The 14,427-nt window shown below is 62.3% G+C and carries 15 protein-coding genes; 8 read left to right on the top strand and 7 right to left on the bottom strand.

Annotated features, from left to right (window positions below; translation table 11 throughout):
• Positions 1-12: 12 nt before the first annotated feature.
• The 5 genes from SYN65AY6A5_RS03675 (at position 13) to SYN65AY6A5_RS03655 (ending at position 4,495) form a co-directional block, all read left to right on the top strand.
• On the top strand, positions 13-2,085 hold the full coding sequence (locus SYN65AY6A5_RS03675; protein ID WP_041439059.1) for a flavin-dependent dehydrogenase: 2,073 nt from the start codon (positions 13-15) through the stop codon (positions 2,083-2,085).
• A 401-nt stretch (positions 2,086-2,486) separates the two neighbouring features.
• Positions 2,487-2,825, top strand: a complete 339-nt coding sequence (locus tag SYN65AY6A5_RS03670) for a hypothetical protein (RefSeq protein ID WP_011430414.1) — start codon at positions 2,487-2,489, stop codon at positions 2,823-2,825.
• Positions 2,826-2,873: 48 nt separating this feature from the next.
• Positions 2,874-3,215, top strand: a complete 342-nt coding sequence (locus SYN65AY6A5_RS03665) for a histidine triad nucleotide-binding protein (protein WP_011430415.1) — start codon at positions 2,874-2,876, stop codon at positions 3,213-3,215.
• An 81-nt stretch (positions 3,216-3,296) separates the two neighbouring features.
• The gene (locus SYN65AY6A5_RS03660; protein WP_011430416.1) at positions 3,297-3,947 is read left to right on the top strand and encodes a precorrin-8X methylmutase; all 651 of its coding nucleotides are present in this window, start codon (positions 3,297-3,299) and stop codon (positions 3,945-3,947) included.
• A gap of 173 nt (positions 3,948-4,120) precedes the next feature.
• Positions 4,121-4,495: a hypothetical protein gene (locus SYN65AY6A5_RS03655; protein WP_041438360.1), complete on the top strand. Its 375-nt coding sequence runs from the start codon at positions 4,121-4,123 to the stop codon at positions 4,493-4,495.
• 80 nt (positions 4,496-4,575) lie between these two features.
• Here the strand turns inward: SYN65AY6A5_RS03655 and SYN65AY6A5_RS03650 are convergent, their stop codons facing one another.
• Both SYN65AY6A5_RS03650 and hflX read right to left on the bottom strand, forming a co-directional pair.
• Positions 4,576-6,306 carry a diflavin flavoprotein gene (locus tag SYN65AY6A5_RS03650; protein ID WP_011430418.1) on the bottom strand — a complete coding sequence of 577 codons (1,731 nt, stop codon included), beginning with the start codon at positions 6,304-6,306 and terminating at the stop codon, positions 4,576-4,578.
• A gap of 114 nt (positions 6,307-6,420) precedes the next feature.
• The gene (gene hflX, locus SYN65AY6A5_RS03645; protein ID WP_099883927.1) at positions 6,421-8,163 is read right to left on the bottom strand and encodes a GTPase HflX; all 1,743 of its coding nucleotides are present in this window, start codon (positions 8,161-8,163) and stop codon (positions 6,421-6,423) included.
• A 214-nt stretch (positions 8,164-8,377) separates the two neighbouring features.
• On the opposite strand from hflX, the gene SYN65AY6A5_RS14640 reads away from it, so the two are divergent.
• Positions 8,378-8,635 (top strand): glycoside hydrolase 100 family protein, encoded by a 258-nt coding sequence (locus SYN65AY6A5_RS14640; RefSeq protein WP_346426184.1) that lies wholly within the window; start codon positions 8,378-8,380, stop codon positions 8,633-8,635.
• Positions 8,592-9,866 (top strand): amidohydrolase family protein, encoded by a 1,275-nt coding sequence (locus SYN65AY6A5_RS03635; protein ID WP_099883923.1) that lies wholly within the window; start codon positions 8,592-8,594, stop codon positions 9,864-9,866. Before SYN65AY6A5_RS14640 ends, SYN65AY6A5_RS03635 begins: the two co-directional genes overlap by 44 nt.
• Here the strand turns inward: SYN65AY6A5_RS03635 and SYN65AY6A5_RS03630 are convergent.
• The 4 genes from SYN65AY6A5_RS03630 to SYN65AY6A5_RS03615 all read right to left on the bottom strand — a co-directional run bounded on the left by SYN65AY6A5_RS03630 (position 9,863) and on the right by SYN65AY6A5_RS03615 (position 12,180).
• Positions 9,863-10,303 carry an FxLYD domain-containing protein gene (locus SYN65AY6A5_RS03630; protein ID WP_011430429.1) on the bottom strand — a complete coding sequence of 147 codons (441 nt, stop codon included), beginning with the start codon at positions 10,301-10,303 and terminating at the stop codon, positions 9,863-9,865. The two genes, SYN65AY6A5_RS03635 and SYN65AY6A5_RS03630, sit on opposite strands and share 4 nt — an antisense overlap.
• Positions 10,304-10,328: 25 nt before the next feature.
• Positions 10,329-10,907, bottom strand: coding sequence for a 5-formyltetrahydrofolate cyclo-ligase (locus tag SYN65AY6A5_RS03625; RefSeq protein WP_240527650.1), 579 nt, complete (start codon positions 10,905-10,907; stop codon positions 10,329-10,331).
• Between the two features lie 108 nt (positions 10,908-11,015).
• Positions 11,016-11,480, bottom strand: a complete 465-nt coding sequence (locus tag SYN65AY6A5_RS03620; protein WP_041438366.1) for an FKBP-type peptidyl-prolyl cis-trans isomerase — start codon at positions 11,478-11,480, stop codon at positions 11,016-11,018.
• A 58-nt stretch (positions 11,481-11,538) separates the two neighbouring features.
• Positions 11,539-12,180: a hypothetical protein gene (locus tag SYN65AY6A5_RS03615; RefSeq protein WP_011430432.1), complete on the bottom strand. Its 642-nt coding sequence runs from the start codon at positions 12,178-12,180 to the stop codon at positions 11,539-11,541.
• A gap of 55 nt (positions 12,181-12,235) precedes the next feature.
• On the opposite strand from SYN65AY6A5_RS03615, the gene cobJ reads away from it, so the two are divergent.
• Positions 12,236-14,104, top strand: coding sequence for a precorrin-3B C(17)-methyltransferase (gene cobJ / locus SYN65AY6A5_RS03610; RefSeq protein ID WP_099812059.1), 1,869 nt, complete (start codon positions 12,236-12,238; stop codon positions 14,102-14,104).
• Between the two features lie 121 nt (positions 14,105-14,225).
• On the opposite strand, the gene SYN65AY6A5_RS14290 is transcribed toward cobJ, so the two are convergent.
• Entirely contained in the window at positions 14,226-14,387 is a 162-nt protein-coding gene (locus SYN65AY6A5_RS14290) for a transposase (protein WP_240527399.1), read from the bottom strand.
• Between the last annotated feature and the right edge of the window lie 40 nt (positions 14,388-14,427).

The following is a 14,427-nucleotide window of genomic DNA, read 5'->3' as shown; positions in this document are numbered from 1 at the left end:
TGTCTTGGCGCTGTGCTCAAGCTCCTGTACTACCGCGAGATCCCTTGCCCAGATACCGCTCAAGTGCTGAGCTGGCTGCAGGAGCACCTGCCTCTGCCTGCGAGCAGCCAAAAGGTACTCACCCCCACTGGGCTACGCCTAGAGGGATCCGGAGCGCAGCTGGCCGTTTTCCTCTGGTCGGGGCTGAACACCACCTATCTCAAGATCTTTCAGTGGTCAGAGCGGCCTTTCCCCCAGCAGGGCCGCTGGCTAAAGGAAGTGGAAAGGGCTATCCAAAGCCAATTTCCCCACCGCTACCCGCAGTTGCCAGATGTCGATCTCAGCCAGGGATCCATCTTTGAGCAACTGGAGCCCTTTTACCCGCAGACGGTGAAGTATTTCCGCCGTATCCCCAACGGGGAGTTTGACCTGCAGCGGGTTTACTGGTGGGAGAAACGCTGGCGGGAAGAAGTCCAATCCCCTCACGCTTGCCGGCCCCCCGTGCTATTTCGCCAGCCTGCCCCAGAGCCCGCCCCCCAAGAGTGGGACTTGGTGATCGTGGGCGGGGCGTTGGGGGCTATCTACGGCGCGGCCATGGCCCGCTTAGGTTACCGCGTGGCCCTGGTGGAACGGCTGCCCTTTGGCCGCATGAACCGGGAGTGGAACATCTCGCGGCGGGAGCTGCAGACGCTGGTGGAGTTTGGCCTCCTCAGCCCTGAGGAGATGGAGAGCCTCATCCTCAGGGAATACACGGATGGTTTTAACAAGTTTTTTGATGGCAACAGCCCCGTGCGCGCCCCCGTCCTGCACACGCCGACGGTGCTCAACCTGGCCATTGATGCCGAAAAGCTCCTGCAGCTCTGTGGTCAAATCTTGAGATCCAGGGGTGGTGCCATCTACGAGCGCAGCGAGTTTCAGCGGGCCTACATCGAGGAGCAAGGCGTCACGGTGGTGGTTAAGGACCTAACCACTCAAGAAGAGTTCTCTCTGGGATCCCGCCTGTTGGTGGATGCCATGGGGACGGCCTCCCCCATTGCCCAGCAGCTCTACGGCCGCCGCGCCTTCGACAGCGTTTGCCCCACGGTAGGGGCCACCATTGCAGGGGGGTTTGAGCCAGGAGTTTGGGATCCCCAATTTGGCGACATCCTGGCCAGCCACGGCGACATCAGCCGCGGTCGGCAGCTCATCTGGGAACTGTTCCCTGGGCCGGGGGAGGATCTCACCTTCTACCTGTTCCACTACCACCAGGTGCATCCGGAAAACCCGGGCTCCCTCTTGGAGCTGTACGAAGACTTTTTCACCATCCTGCCGGAATACCGCCGCTGCGACCCGGAGCGCCTGCAGTGGAAAAAAGCCACCTTTGGCTACATCCCCGGACGCTTTGGCCAGCAGCCAGCTCCCCAAGAGCCCTTCGACCGCCTCCTTTTAATTGGGGATGCGGCAGCTCTGCAATCGCCCCTGAGCTTTACGGGGTTTGGATCCCTGGTGCGCAACTGCCCTCGCCTGTGCGATTTGCTGGACACAGCCTTGCGCCATAATCTCCTCAAAGCCGCCGACCTAGCCCAGATCCGCGCCTACCAGGGCAACTCCGCCGTCACTTGGCTGTTTTCGCGGGGGATGATGGTGCCCACCGGCAAGGTGTTGCCGCCCGAGCGCATCAACGCCATCCTCAACAGCTTTTTCGGTATTCTCGCCACCGAGCCGCCTGAGGTGGTGGACGACTTTATCAAAGACCGGGCTGGCTGGCTGGCCTTTAACCGCATGGCTATCAAAGCGGCTCTGCAGAACCCGCGGCTGCTGCTGTGGATCTGGGAGGCAGTAGGAGCGGAAGGCTTTGCCCAGTGGCTACCTACCTACTTCAGCTACACCGGACTGGCTTTGCTCTCGGCCCTCCTGGGAAGTTGGTTTCCCAAGCTGGTGCGGCGCCTGCAGCCCTGGCTGGAGTCCCGCTACCCCCGCCTGTGGTTGCGCTGCCTGAGCTGGAGCTACACCCTCACCTACGGGGTAGGCCAGCCGCGCCTGGAGTTTCATCTCCCCGCTCCCAGCTCTCCTGCCGCGCAAAACCTGCAAAACCCAATACCGACCTGGATAGAAGAAAGGGCCTAGGCCGGAGACTTTCACCAAGCCGTTGTTTCCACCGTCTCTCTGGCGCCTCCAGGAAAGGCGGGCGTCAACTGTTTTGTCGGCAGAGTCAACTCACAAAAAATCTCGAGGAGTGCTGGCAGTCCTTGCTTTGGTTTGCTAGCAGTTTTCGGCCTTATCTGCACAAGATTGTTTGCCGCAGCAGCCGATTCCCAGGTAGTGGCCAGCGGCAAAAGAGCTGTGTCCACCTGCTCTTTACCTTGGCAATTGGCTCAAGTTGAGTATAATCAGTGCCTACCATCCACTAACCTTCAGGTTCAGGCCGAAGAGGGTTGGGAAGGGATCCCAACTTGAATCGGTCGAGGAGTTTCTGAACCTCTTTTTGCAAGGTCTCTATTTTGGCAAGAAAACTAGGACCAGATCCAATGGTTTATACTTTTGAAATCATCGGCATTGCCCCTGCCCTCGATTTTTTCTGGCAGCAGCAGGAGCTGGCAAAGCGGCCTTGTCGGGTAGAGTACCTGGGCACCCGCCCTTGCACCCTGGATGCGCTGCTGGGATCCTTGGAGGAGGTGCCGGCGCGGCGGGGCTGGGATTTGGATCAGCTAATCGAAGCGGTTATTCGCTTCTGGTGCAACAATCCCGACTTGGTCAGTTTGTGGCGGTCTCGCTTTCAGGATGCCGGAGAAGATGTCCTGCTGATCTCGCGGGTGGGGCCCATTCAATCCCTACAGCAGGAGTTTGAGTGGCTGCTCAACCAATGAGATCCCTAAACCGGGTAGGCTAAGGGCAGGATTGTTTCGTAACTACCCATGAGCGACACCGTTTTCAGCAAGATCATCCGCAGGGAGATCCCGGCCCAGATTGTCTACGAAGACGAGCGAGCCATCGCCTTCAAAGACATTGCTCCCCAGGCTCCTGTCCACATCTTGGTGGTGCCCAAGGAGCCTATCCCCGGCATTGCCCAGGCCAAGCCCGAACACGAAGCGTTGCTAGGGCACCTGCTGCTGACGGCTCAGCGGGTGGCTGTTGAAGCTGGCCTAAGCAGAGGTTATCGCTTGGTCATCAACCAAGGAGAAGACGGGGGTCAAACCGTCTTTCACCTGCACATCCACGTTCTGGGCGGTCGGGCGATGGGCTGGCCGCCGGGCTAGCTTCGGGTTTTGCCGCCAAGTGGGGCCTCTACAGCTAGAATGCTGCCATTGAGGGTGGCTGGCAGGCGAGGTTTAGAGGCGATGGAGTGGCATGTTACCGATGCGGAAAGCCTGATGATCATCGACCAGGAGGTGGGCAAGCACGAGCTTTCCCCCGCCGAGTATGAGGTGGTTCGTCGAGTTATTTACGCTACTGCAGATTTCGAGTATCTCCACCTCATCCGTTTTGGCAACGAAGCCCTGCAGGCTGGGGCGGCGGCTTTGGCGGCGCGCACCACCATTGTGGTGGACGAGCCGATGGTGCAGGTAGGCATCGCGCGGGCCGTGCAGAACACCTTCTCCAACCCCATCTACTGCGGCAGCGAAGCTGTCACCCGCCCCCAGAGGGACAAGACCCGCTCTGCCTGGGGCCTGCAAACCCTAGCTCAGCGCTACCCTGAGGCAATCTTTGTCATTGGCCAATCCCAGACGGCTCTTTCCACCCTGGTGCAGTTGATCGCCGAGAAAGAGGTATCCCCTGCCCTGGTCATCGCGACGCCGGCTGGGTTTGTGGATGTGGTGAAAGCCAAGCAGGAGCTGGCCGATTCCATGGTGCCCCACATCCGCACTGAGGGACGGAAGGGCGGCCCTGCAGTGGCGGCGGCGGTCTTGGATGGCCTGCTGGATTTGGCTTGGCAGGCCTATGTGGGAGCCAGCAGCCCAAGCCCTACTGGCAAATCAGTTAGCGGATAGAGGGGAGCTCCGTTGATCTGATGATCTAAATGGTTCTGATCCAGATCACAGGCTTGGCAGGATCTCCGTCATGCTTCCCTCGGTCTGGCTTCGAGAAGATGGGAGCTATCTTCTCAGTGCCGGACAAAAAAGCCCGAGAAGCGGCTAGTCGAGGCAGAGCGAGGGATCCGGTCATGCAGCAGTTCATTTGGGTTTGGGGAAGCGGCTGGCTTTTGGCTATGGCCTTGGCCAGGGGAGGATGGGCCCAAGCGGAGGTAGCGGCTCTTTTGCCCGCCGGACAGCCGGCTATATCGCCCTCTCTCCCTGTGCCGTCGAACATCGACCAGAGGGAAGCTCGACTCAGCCCCTACCAGCGCTGGCAACAGCAGCATGCTGCCGCGGAGATTCCCTCTTCTGGGTTTGGGGAGGTCTTCTACCGCCTCGCTCAGAAAGCGGAACAGAGCCCAGAGGGGCTGCCTTTTCCACTGCGGCCAGCCGGGATCCCTCTGGGAGAGGGTAGCCCTTTTTTCCTCCATGTCAACGGGCTGGTCTACCAACTGTCCTATTGAAATAGGCGGGGAGGTTTTCGCGTTAGCAGGACGGCTATTTCAAGCCCTGCTGAACCTCTCCTCTCCCTGGGGGTGAGGGATCAGTAATGATTCCCCACCTTGCGGTGGTGGACGGCGGTGAGGCCCTCCAGGTTGGAGACCCGCCCGGCTTCTAGGGTGCTGTAGACCACCCAGTGGTCGCTGGTTTCTAGGCGGCTGGCCACGCGGCACTCCAGGTAGGCCAAGGCATCGGCCAAGATGGGGGATCCGTTGGCGGCGGGGTAGGTCTTGATGCCGGCAAAGCGGTCGGCTCCCGGCGGGAAGCGCTTCAGGAAGTGGCGCATTAGGGACTGGTGATGGCCTTCCTGCAACACGTTGAGGACAAAGGTATCGCCCACCTGCAGGAAGGACTCGATGGCCCGGTCTTTGGCCACGGCAACGCTGATCCCCGGCGGATCGCTGCTGGCCTGGGCCACCCAGGAGGCGAGCATGGCGCTGGTGGCCTGCCCTTTGCGGGCGGTGAGGATGTAAAGGCCATTGCTGATGCGGCCTAGGGCGCGATCCAAGTCGGCATCCAGGGCTTTCATCTGCTGAATGGTGCGATCCCGCGTTAGCCACTGCCCCAGGTCGGTGCCGGCTTCCTCCGCCAATTGCAGCAGGGTTTCGTCTAGGGGTTGCTTGAGGAGAATAGGAGGGAACACTTCTTTGGCGCCCATCTCCTGCAGCGTGTTGCGGCAGAGGTAGACCGACTCGTCATCTGCTCCCCCCGACTCGAACAGGCCAAAGCCTTGTTTGCTGTGGGCAGCAGCCAGGAGGGTTTTCAGCAGCACCTGGGTGGAGGCCGCATCAGGCCCCGCTTGGGGCGGCATGCCTATCACCACACCAGCGGCCAAGCTCATCAGCTCGCGCACCTCGTGGGCATCCAGCAGCCGCAGATCCGCCAGCTCTACGGCAACGCCGGTTTTTTGGATGCCGCGGGCAATGGCTTGGGCCAATGCTTCCGCCTGGCCATAGCCCGATAGGTAGAACACCGCCACCATTCGTTCGGCTTTGGCCTGCTCCAGGCTCCAAGTGCGGTAGTGCTCCACCCAATCAGACAGGTGGTGGTGCAGCAGGGGGCCGTGGCCGGTAGCAATGGCGGCGATGGGGGGCAGGGACTCCATGCGCTTCAGGGCCGAGAGTACCGAGCGGGCGTTGGGCCCCATGAGGCAGTCGTAGTAGAGCTTGAAGTCGGCCTGTAGCAGGTGGGGATGCTCGTCCCAGGCAAAGTCATCGCAGTAGTGCATCCCAAAGACGTCGCAGGTGTAGAGGATCTGCGTGCCGTGGTCGTAGGTGAGGATGGTGTCGGGCCAGTGCAGGTTGGGAGCAGAGATGAACTCCAGAACATGTCCCTTGCCCAGATCCAGGCGATCCCCCTGCTTGACCACCAGGTGCCGGAAGGGGCGATGCACCAGGTTTTCCAAAAATTGCACGGCCACTTTGGAGGCCACTACCGTCATTTGGGGCGCCAGCTCCAGCAGATCCCCGACTAGGCCGCTGTGATCCGGCTCGGTGTGGCTGACCACCAGGTAGTCGAGGGTGGCGGGATCCAGGAGGCCTCGCAGCAGATCCAGGTACAACTGGCGAAACTTCTCGTGGGAGGTGTCGATGAGGGCCACCTTCTCCCCGCGAATTAAAAAGGAGTTGTAGGTGGTGCCGTTTTCCAGGGCGAACTCGATATCAAACCGATCCCGATCCCAGTCCTGGGAGCGGATGGCAAGGGTATCGGCTCCAATGAGCAGCGTCTGCAGCGTAAGATGGCCTGAACGCGGTGCAACTGCCGTAACGGCCATGTTTTCCCCCTCTGCCAAATGGCAACTTTACCTAACTGCCCTCTGCACTCATCGTAACCGTGATGTAACTAAATGTTGAGGAGCCGCCAAGTTTTGATTTTCTGATGAAATGCTTCAGGGATCCCCAAACTGCCGACCCCCGCAGGGTCTGGGAGCAAAAGCTGCGGCAAACTGGGCCAGGGTGTGGCGCAGTTGATCCAAGTTTTGGCCGTTGGCGGCGGACACAAACAGGGCCTTGGGGTAGAGCAGGCGCACGTCCTCGACCCATTCGGGATCGAGGCGGTCAATTTTGTTAAACACCAGTTGTCGCGGGCCGGTGGCCAGGGGCATCTCGTCCAGCAATGTTTCCACCGCCTCGATGTGCCCTTCCCAGTTGGGGTGGGAGAGATCCACCACGTGCAGCAGGGCATCCGCCTCCGTCACCTCCTCCAGCGTGGCCTGGAAGGCCTCTACCAATTGCTCAGGCAGCTCGGTTAAGAATCCCACCGTGTCGGTCAACAGCACTGCCTGCTGGCCGGGCAGCTCCAGCCGCCGCGTGGTGGGATCCAAGGTGGCAAAGAGTTGATCGGCCACATAGACCTGGGCCTGGGTGAGGGCGTTGAGAAGGGTGGACTTGCCGGCGTTGGTGTAGCCCACCAGGGCCACCACGGGAATTTGGGATCCCTCCCGTCGCTGGCGCAGCCGTTGCCGGTGGCGGCGCAGCTCTTCCACTTCTTGCCGCAGCTTGGCGATGCGCCGCTGAATGGCCCGCCGCTCCATTTCCAGTTGGGTTTCCCCGGGGCCGCGGGTGCCGATCCCACCCCCCAACCGCGACATGGTGCGCCCTCGGCCGGCCAGGCGCGGCAGCAGATATTGCAGTTGCGCCAGCTCCACCTGCAATTTCCCGGCCCGGGTTCTGGCCCGCTGGGCAAAGATATCCAGGATCACCTCGCTGCGATCCACCACCCGCACCCCTACTGCCTGTTCCAGGGTGCGCACCTGGCTGGGGGTGAGCTCGCGGTCGAACACCACCAGGTTAGCTCCCAGATCCTGCACCAGCAGGGCCAGCTCCTGCACCTTACCGGAGCCGATCGCCGTGGCCGAATTGGGACTCTCCCGCCGCTGCCAAAGGGTTTGCAGCACCTGGCCGCCGGCGCTCTCCACCAGGCGGCCCAGCTCGGCCAGCCTGTCTATGAGGTCTTCGCTGCTCTGTCCCGGCTCCTGCAGTCCCACGAGGATGGCCCGCTCCTGCTGGGGATCCACCTGGCGGGCAGTGAATTGGCGACGAAAACTATCTTCCAACTCCGCCACCAGCTCCTGCAGATCCTGCTCTGCCAGGGTCGCCAGCGGCAGAGGCTCGGAGACCTGCCAGCGGCTCTCTCCCTGGGGCACTAGGTGGGCCAGATAAGCGTAGTTGACAAAGCCCGTGGCCCCTCCGCCGCGGCGCAGCCGTCCTCCTGAGGGAGATACCGACAGGAGAATGAGGGCGTCCAGCCGCTGCAGGGCCATGGCCGTCAGCGCCTTTTGGCTGGGGCCGCCCTCGCCCACCTGGGTGGTGATGCAGCGGATCCCAGACAGGCGCTCCGCCCCTTGGCGGGGCAATTCCCAGGCCGGGATCTGCGTTTCAAAAGGGGATCCCAGCCCCACGCGAATCACTTGGCCCCGCCGATTGAGGTAGACACTGATGGGCTGGCTTTCCAGATCTTGAGTGAGGGCTCCCAGCCTTTGGGCAAACTCCACCGTCACCAAGCGATTGGGGGGCAGGCGCAGTTGGTAAAGACGTTGCAGTTGCTTGCGCTGATAGGGTTTTAGCCCCTTGGCCTGGGCAAGGCTCAAACCAAGGTCGGTCTGCTGGCGAGAGGCGCTAACCCTGGGCATAGGGACGAGGAAATACCCGAAAACAGGCTTTTATCTACCATACACGCTTTGTCCGAGCCGCCTGGGAGGGAGAGCCGCCGGCCCAGGGCCAATGGGGGCGTGGCGACGGGGCCCCAGATCCTCTGCAAAGGTTAACTACCAGGACAAGCCGAACGGCGCGTTGGCGGCAATCCCCCAGAAGGCTCGTGCCTATGTAGACGGCTAACTGAAGGTGGTGGGATCCAGCCCCGACCTCAACCATCACGAGGTGTTTATCCGCAACAACGTGCCGGTGATGGCCTTTTTGTTGCTGCATGGGCGGTCAGACATCGTGCGCCGCTTCCTGGACTCCTGCCTTACCTGCCCAAGCTGGAATCCCTGTATCGAGCTTGCCATTGAGGTAGCTACCGCTGGCGAGAAAATGGTCAAGCCGGGTTTGGAAGAGGTGGATGGATTGGATTTTGCGCCGGGCCAATTTGCCGGATGGCCGTAAGGGAATCGACATCGGCATCGAGGGGGAGCGCATCGTTGCCCTGGAGGTGAATCTGCAGGCCACTGCCTGGCAGGAAATTGATGTGAGCGGCCGCTTGGTGTCGCCCCCCTTTGTGGATGCCCACTTTCACCTGGATGCCACCCTTACCTACGGGATCCCGCGCGTCAACCAATCGGGCACCTTGCTGGAAGGGATCGCCCTTTGGGGGGAGTTGAAGCCGCTGCTGACGCCGGAGGCAGTGATGGAGCGGGCCTTGACCTATTGCGATTGGGCGGTGGCGCGCGGGATCCTGGCCATCCGCGCCCATGTGGACGTGTGCGATCCCAACCTGGTGGCGGTGCAGGCCTTGCTGGAGGTCAAGCAAAAAGTATCCCCCTACCTGGATTTGCAACTGGTGGCCTTTCCCCAAGATGGCTACTACCGCTCGCCGGGGGCGGTGCAGCTTTTGGAGAAGGCCTTGGATCTAGGGGTGGAGGTGGTGGGCGGGATCCCCCACTTCGAGCGGACGATGGCCGAAGGAGCCGCTTCAGTGCGGGCTCTGTGCGAGATTGCAGCCGCGCGCGGCCTGCGGGTGGATCTGCACTGCGACGAAACAGACGACCCCCTCTCCCGCCACGTCGAGACCTTGGCCTATGAGACGCTGCGGCTGGGCCTGCAGGGTCGAGTGACGGCCTCCCACCTCACCTCGATGCACTCAATGGACAACGCCTACGTGAGCAAACTCATTCCTCTGATGGCCGAGGCAGAGCTGGGAGTGGTCGCCAACCCGCTGGTCAACCTGGTGCTGCAGGGCCGCCAGGACACCTACCCCAAGCGGCGGGGACTGACGCGAGTGCCAGAGCTGATGGCCGCCGGGCTGACGGTGGCTTTTGGCCAGGACTGTGTGATGGATCCCTGGTATCCCCTGGGCAGCGGCAACATGCTGGAGGTGGCCCACATGGGGATCCACGCTGCCCAACTGACAGGCTATGAGCAGATGCGGCAGTGTTTCTTGGCGGTTACGGAAAACCCGGCCCGCATTCTGGGGTTAGAAGGCTACGGACTAGAACCCGGCTGCTATGCCGACTTGGTGGTGCTCCAGGCTGCCGATGCTGTCGAAGCCATTCGCCTGCAACCGGCTTGCCTGTACGTTTTCCGTCGGGGACGGCTGATCGCCCAAACCCCGCCGGTGGTTGCCCAGCTCCATTTGCCGGGGCGCCCGGCCCAGGTGGACTTCACCCGCCAGCTTTAACGGCGCACGGTGCCGCTGAAGCCGCTGGCTTTGAACTGCTCCATAGTCAGAGGCAGCGGGCTGGTCACGGGCACGGAGATGCGAATGGAGAAGGGGCTTTCGCCGGGGGGAACCTCCTCGATGGCTCCCAGGCGGGTGCGCTCCGGCAGAACCTCATTGCCGTTGGCATCGTAAAGGCGACCGAAGACATCCGCATTCAGCACAGTATTTCTGGAGCGGTTGACCACCGTGCCTTCAATGAATAGGCACCTGGCCGGTATGGGGTTGCCGTTGCTGGTAACCAGGTTGGTGTATTCGGGGGTATCCGGGCAGGGGGTGAGGTGCAAATCCTTCAGTTGCAGGGGGATGGCTCCAAAACCCAGCAAGAGCGCCGCCAAAGCTGCACAACCCAGGCTCCAGCAGAGGGAGCGAAGCCCCTTCTTCCAAACTTGGCTCATGTTTTTTCTCCAAGGCCCATCTCCCCTAGTCTAGGGGATCCCCCGCCCGGTAAAACCCCTCCTCGGTCTGGATCCCGTCCAAGCGCTGATCCCAGGGATCCTGAGGCAGAGGCTGCTCCAGTAGGCAGGCCTGCGGGACAATGCCCCACTTGGGCACGCCGGGATCCGGCAGCGAGGCCAAAAAGCGGTCGTAATAGCCGCCGCCATAGCCCAGGCGCCTCCCCCAGCGATCGCAGGCCAGGGCGGGCACAAGGATTAACTCGGCTTCGGCGGGATCGATGACTTCGCTGCTGGGAGAGGGCTCCAGCAACCCCCAGCGGTTGGGAACAAGCTCAGCTGGGTGGTAGCGGTGCCACCGCAACTGCCGCTGCGGCAAGCAACGAGGGATCCCCCAGCGCTTTTCAGGGAAAAGGGCGAACAGGGATCCCAAGTCCACCTCGGAGCCGAAGGCCACGTAGGCCAGGATGGTCTTGGCCGCCAAAAGCCGGGGCTGAGAGGCCAGATGAGCCACTATCTTCTGCTCGACCAGAGAGCGATCCACCCCTTGCCGCACTTGGCGGAAGTGCCGGCGCAAGCGAGCTTTGGGGAGAAAATTGGGCCCCACAGACGGAGACAGGTTTGTAGCGTAGAAGGGAGTTGCCGCAGCGCCATGCCATCTCCCTGCCTTGACTTTCCCCACCCCCAGTCAAGCTTAGGGGTGGATATCCAGAACCTACTGGATGGCCAGGAGCTCCACTTCAAAATCGAGAGTAGCGTTGGGAGGGATCACGCCGCCGGCGCCGCGGCTGCCATAGGCCAACTCCGGCGGAATGCGCAAATACCGCTTGCCACCCACCCGCATGGTGGCCAGACCTTCCTCCCAGCCACGGATCACCTGCCCTACCCCGTAGGTGAAGGTAAAAGGTTGATTGCGCTTGTAGGAGCTATCGAAGACGGTGCCATCCTGCAGCTTGCCCACGTAGTTCACCACCACCGTTTGCCCCGGCTGAGGTGAAGGCCCTGTACCTTCGACAAGGTCGTAGTACTGCAGACCCGACTCGGTGGTGATAAATTGCTGGGCTTGAGATTGCACAGTAACTGCTGGGTGATCTTTGGCTCGCGACAGAGCCATGGCCGGCTGTCCAGCCCACACCCCAATCCACAGCAAACCCAGCAACAGCAGCAGCATCTGTTTCATCCGTTGGCGTCCCCCCGGTGCCGACTTTTTGCCTCCCCAACAATCTTAGGGGATCCCCTCATCCTATTTCGGCAAATTCGACGATCTGCCCTTGATGGTCGCGCACCCAGAAGACAAAAGGCTTTTCGGAGCGGACGCTGCTGCGGATCCCTTGCTTGTTGATCCGCTTCAGGAGGGCTTTGAGGGCTTCCCGTTCGTAGGTGGTGTGGCGATAGCGGACGCCGCTGCTGCGACCGGCTGCCGCCCCGTAGGCAGGTACAAAGGGAGTTCTGGAGAGACTGCCGTAGGGATCCGTGGTACCGGGGATCACGTGCAGTTGCACGGTGTCGGAGAGCTGATACCAGAGGCCAGCGGTATCGAGAGGTGTCGAGGTGGAGCGGGCTTTGGCATCAAGGCGGGAGCTGAGGCCAATATCCGCCGGGAAGTAGGCAGATCCCAGGCTGGAGCCGACCATGCTTTGCTCATAGCCGTAGTAGTACTGCAGCGGCAGCTCCGCCTCCGGCAGCCTCAAGACCTTTTCGTAAAACCCTCGCGCCTGCTCCAGATCGGGCACGATGATGGTGTAAACCCGCGGTGCGCCGCTCAGAAACGTCCACATGGCCCCGCCGTAGGCCGATAGCAGCAAAAACATCAGCCCCTTCGTGGAGAGCAAAACCTCCAGGGGGATCAGCGGCAGCATCAGTCCAAGGGGGGTTGGCATTGGCGCTTGTCCATTTGCGGGTGGCTCTGTAGTCCAGTATAGGATCCCTAGGCTGATGAAGCTTGCCCTGTTTGCCCCCACCCCGCGCGGTCGCCGCTTGGCCCAGGCTCTGCTGTCGCTGCTGCCAGAGGAGTGGATCTGCTGGAGCAAAGCCAATCCACAGGGAGAGCCGCTGCCTTGGCCCTGGCAAGCCTATGGGGATCCCAGCCATCCCACAGCGCCCAGATCCCTGGCGGCAGCGGTGGCCCAAACTTGGCCCCAGGTGCAGGGCTGTCTTTTCATCTTGCCAGTTGGGTCGGTGGTGCGGCTAATTGCCCCCCTCTTGCAGGACAAATACCGGGATCCGGCGGTGGTGGTGGTGGATGAATCAGGCCGCTGGGCCATTAGCCTCTGCGGGGGACATGTGGGCGGGGCCGATGCGCTGGCGCGGCAGGTGGCGGCTGCTTTGGGAGCCGAGCCGATCCTCACCTCTGCCTCCGAAGGGCTGGGGATCCCGCCTGTGGATGTGTTGGGGCATCCCTACGGCTGGCGGCGGGGCAGTGGCGATTGGAACGGGGTAGCTGCTGCCCTGACGCGGGGAGAGCCGGTGGCCGTAGAGCAAACCTGCGGCACGCAGCTCTGGCGGCGGGCCTGGCCAGCGGATCATCCTCTTTTGACTACGGCTCCCGACCAAGCAGTGGCCCAGATCCGGATTGGGGAATACACAACGCCTTGCCCCCACATCCCCACCGTCCACTGGCATCCGCGGGTGCTGTGGGTGGGGGTGGGCTGCGAGCGGGGCACCAGCCGCGCCTGGCTGGAGGGATCCCTGCGGCGCCTGTTGCAAAACCAGGGGCTGGCCCTCGAGGCCGTTGCCGGCTTGGCCACTCTGGAGCTGAAACGGGATGAGGCGGGGCTCTTGGAGCTGGCCCAGGCCCATGGCTGGCCCATCCAGTTTTTCTCCGCCGCGGCCCTGGCAGGGATCCCGGTTCCCCACCCTTCAGAGGCGGTGCGGCAGGCGGTGGGCACCCCTTCGGTGGCGGAGGCGGCTGCTCTTTTGGCGGCCCAGCGCTGGTCGGGAGAGGACAATCCAGCCCAGGGGAGAGCCACCCTTGTCTGCCCCAAGCAGATCTTCACCTCAGAAAGCGAGGGAGCTTGTACCCTGGCCATTGCCCGCGCCGCCCGCGAGTATTCCCCTCGCGCCGGGCACCTGTGGCTAATTGGCATCGGCCCTGGGGATCCCGCCCAATTGACCTTGGCCGCCCGCCTGGCCCTGGCCCAAGCCGAGGTGGTGATTGGCTACCAGCTTTACCTGGACTTGGTGGCGCCCCTCCTGCACCCCGGCCAGATTTGCGAAGCCTTTCCCATCACCCAGGAGGTGCAGCGGGCGCAGCGCGCCATCGCCCTGGCCCAGCAGGGGCTGCAGGTGGCGGTGATCTCTTCGGGGGATGCGGGGATCTACGGCATGGCCGGCCTGGTGCTGGAGTACTTGGCCCGCAGCGGCTGGGATGGGATCCGCCCCTCCCTGGAGGTGCTGCCGGGGATCTCCGCCCTTCAAGCTGCTGCCGCTCGCCTAGGAGCCCCTCTCATGCAGGATTTTTGCGCTATTTCCCTCTCGGATCGCCTCACCCCCTGGCCGGCCATCGAGCAACGCCTGCAGGCGGCTGCCCAGGCCGACTTTGTGGTGGCCCTGTATAACCCCCGCTCGCGGCAGCGGTTGGATCCCTTCCTCAAGGCGCTGCAGATCTTTCGCCGGGCCCGCCCCACCCACACCCCGGTGGCGGTGGCCCGCAACCTCTACCGTCCCGGCGAGGCCATCCACCTCACCACGCTAGGGGAGTTGGATCCTGAGCAGGTGGACATGTTTACCCTGGTCTTGATCGGCAGCTCGCAGACCTTTCGCTACGGCAGCCGGCTGATCACTCCCCGCGGCTACCGCTTGTGATGAACCCACCTGATGGCCGTTGGATTTCGATTCAAAACACCGTGAGGTGACATCCTCTCCCGCTAAGCCCTGACGGGCTGTAGACGGGAGCTTCCGAGAATCACTTCCCGGAGTTGCTGCTTCAACGGACTGGTAAACCAGGATCCTCCACAGCCAGAGAGCGGCAGTCCCACCGCCCCCCTATATCCCCCCGTATACGGGGGGACCTGAGTCCACGCTTCAAAATCTCGATAGCAGCGTTCAAGTCTCTGTCCCACGACCCGCAACGGGGGCAATCATGCACCCGTTCCGACAAGGTCTTGGGAACACGCTCCTCACAAACA

The sequence above is a fragment of the Synechococcus sp. 65AY6A5 genome (assembly GCF_002760415.1).
Lineage (GTDB): Bacteria > Cyanobacteriota > Cyanobacteriia > Thermostichales > Thermostichaceae > Thermostichus.
This window is presented reverse-complemented; position numbering and strand designations above follow the sequence as displayed.

Bases quoted from the DNA above. Each gene is read 5' to 3' on its own strand.
- SYN65AY6A5_RS03670 (WP_011430414.1), top strand. From the start codon at position 2,487: ATGGTTTATACTTTTGAAATCATCGGCATTGCCCCTGCCCTCGATTTT.
- SYN65AY6A5_RS03665 (WP_011430415.1), top strand. From the start codon at position 2,874: ATGAGCGACACCGTTTTCAGCAAGATCATCCGCAGGGAGATCCCGGCC.
- SYN65AY6A5_RS03660 (WP_011430416.1), top strand. From the start codon at position 3,297: ATGGAGTGGCATGTTACCGATGCGGAAAGCCTGATGATCATCGACCAG.
- SYN65AY6A5_RS03655 (WP_041438360.1), top strand. From the start codon at position 4,121: ATGCAGCAGTTCATTTGGGTTTGGGGAAGCGGCTGGCTTTTGGCTATG.
- SYN65AY6A5_RS03650 (WP_011430418.1), bottom strand. From the start codon at position 6,306: ATGGCCGTTACGGCAGTTGCACCGCGTTCAGGCCATCTTACGCTGCAG.
- hflX (WP_099883927.1), bottom strand. From the start codon at position 8,163: ATGCCCAGGGTTAGCGCCTCTCGCCAGCAGACCGACCTTGGTTTGAGC.
- SYN65AY6A5_RS03635 (WP_099883923.1), top strand. From the start codon at position 8,592: ATGGATTGGATTTTGCGCCGGGCCAATTTGCCGGATGGCCGTAAGGGA.
- SYN65AY6A5_RS03630 (WP_011430429.1), bottom strand. From the start codon at position 10,303: ATGAGCCAAGTTTGGAAGAAGGGGCTTCGCTCCCTCTGCTGGAGCCTG.
- SYN65AY6A5_RS03620 (WP_041438366.1), bottom strand. From the start codon at position 11,480: ATGAAACAGATGCTGCTGCTGTTGCTGGGTTTGCTGTGGATTGGGGTG.
- SYN65AY6A5_RS03615 (WP_011430432.1), bottom strand. From the start codon at position 12,180: ATGCCAACCCCCCTTGGACTGATGCTGCCGCTGATCCCCCTGGAGGTT.
- cobJ (WP_099812059.1), top strand. From the start codon at position 12,236: ATGAAGCTTGCCCTGTTTGCCCCCACCCCGCGCGGTCGCCGCTTGGCC.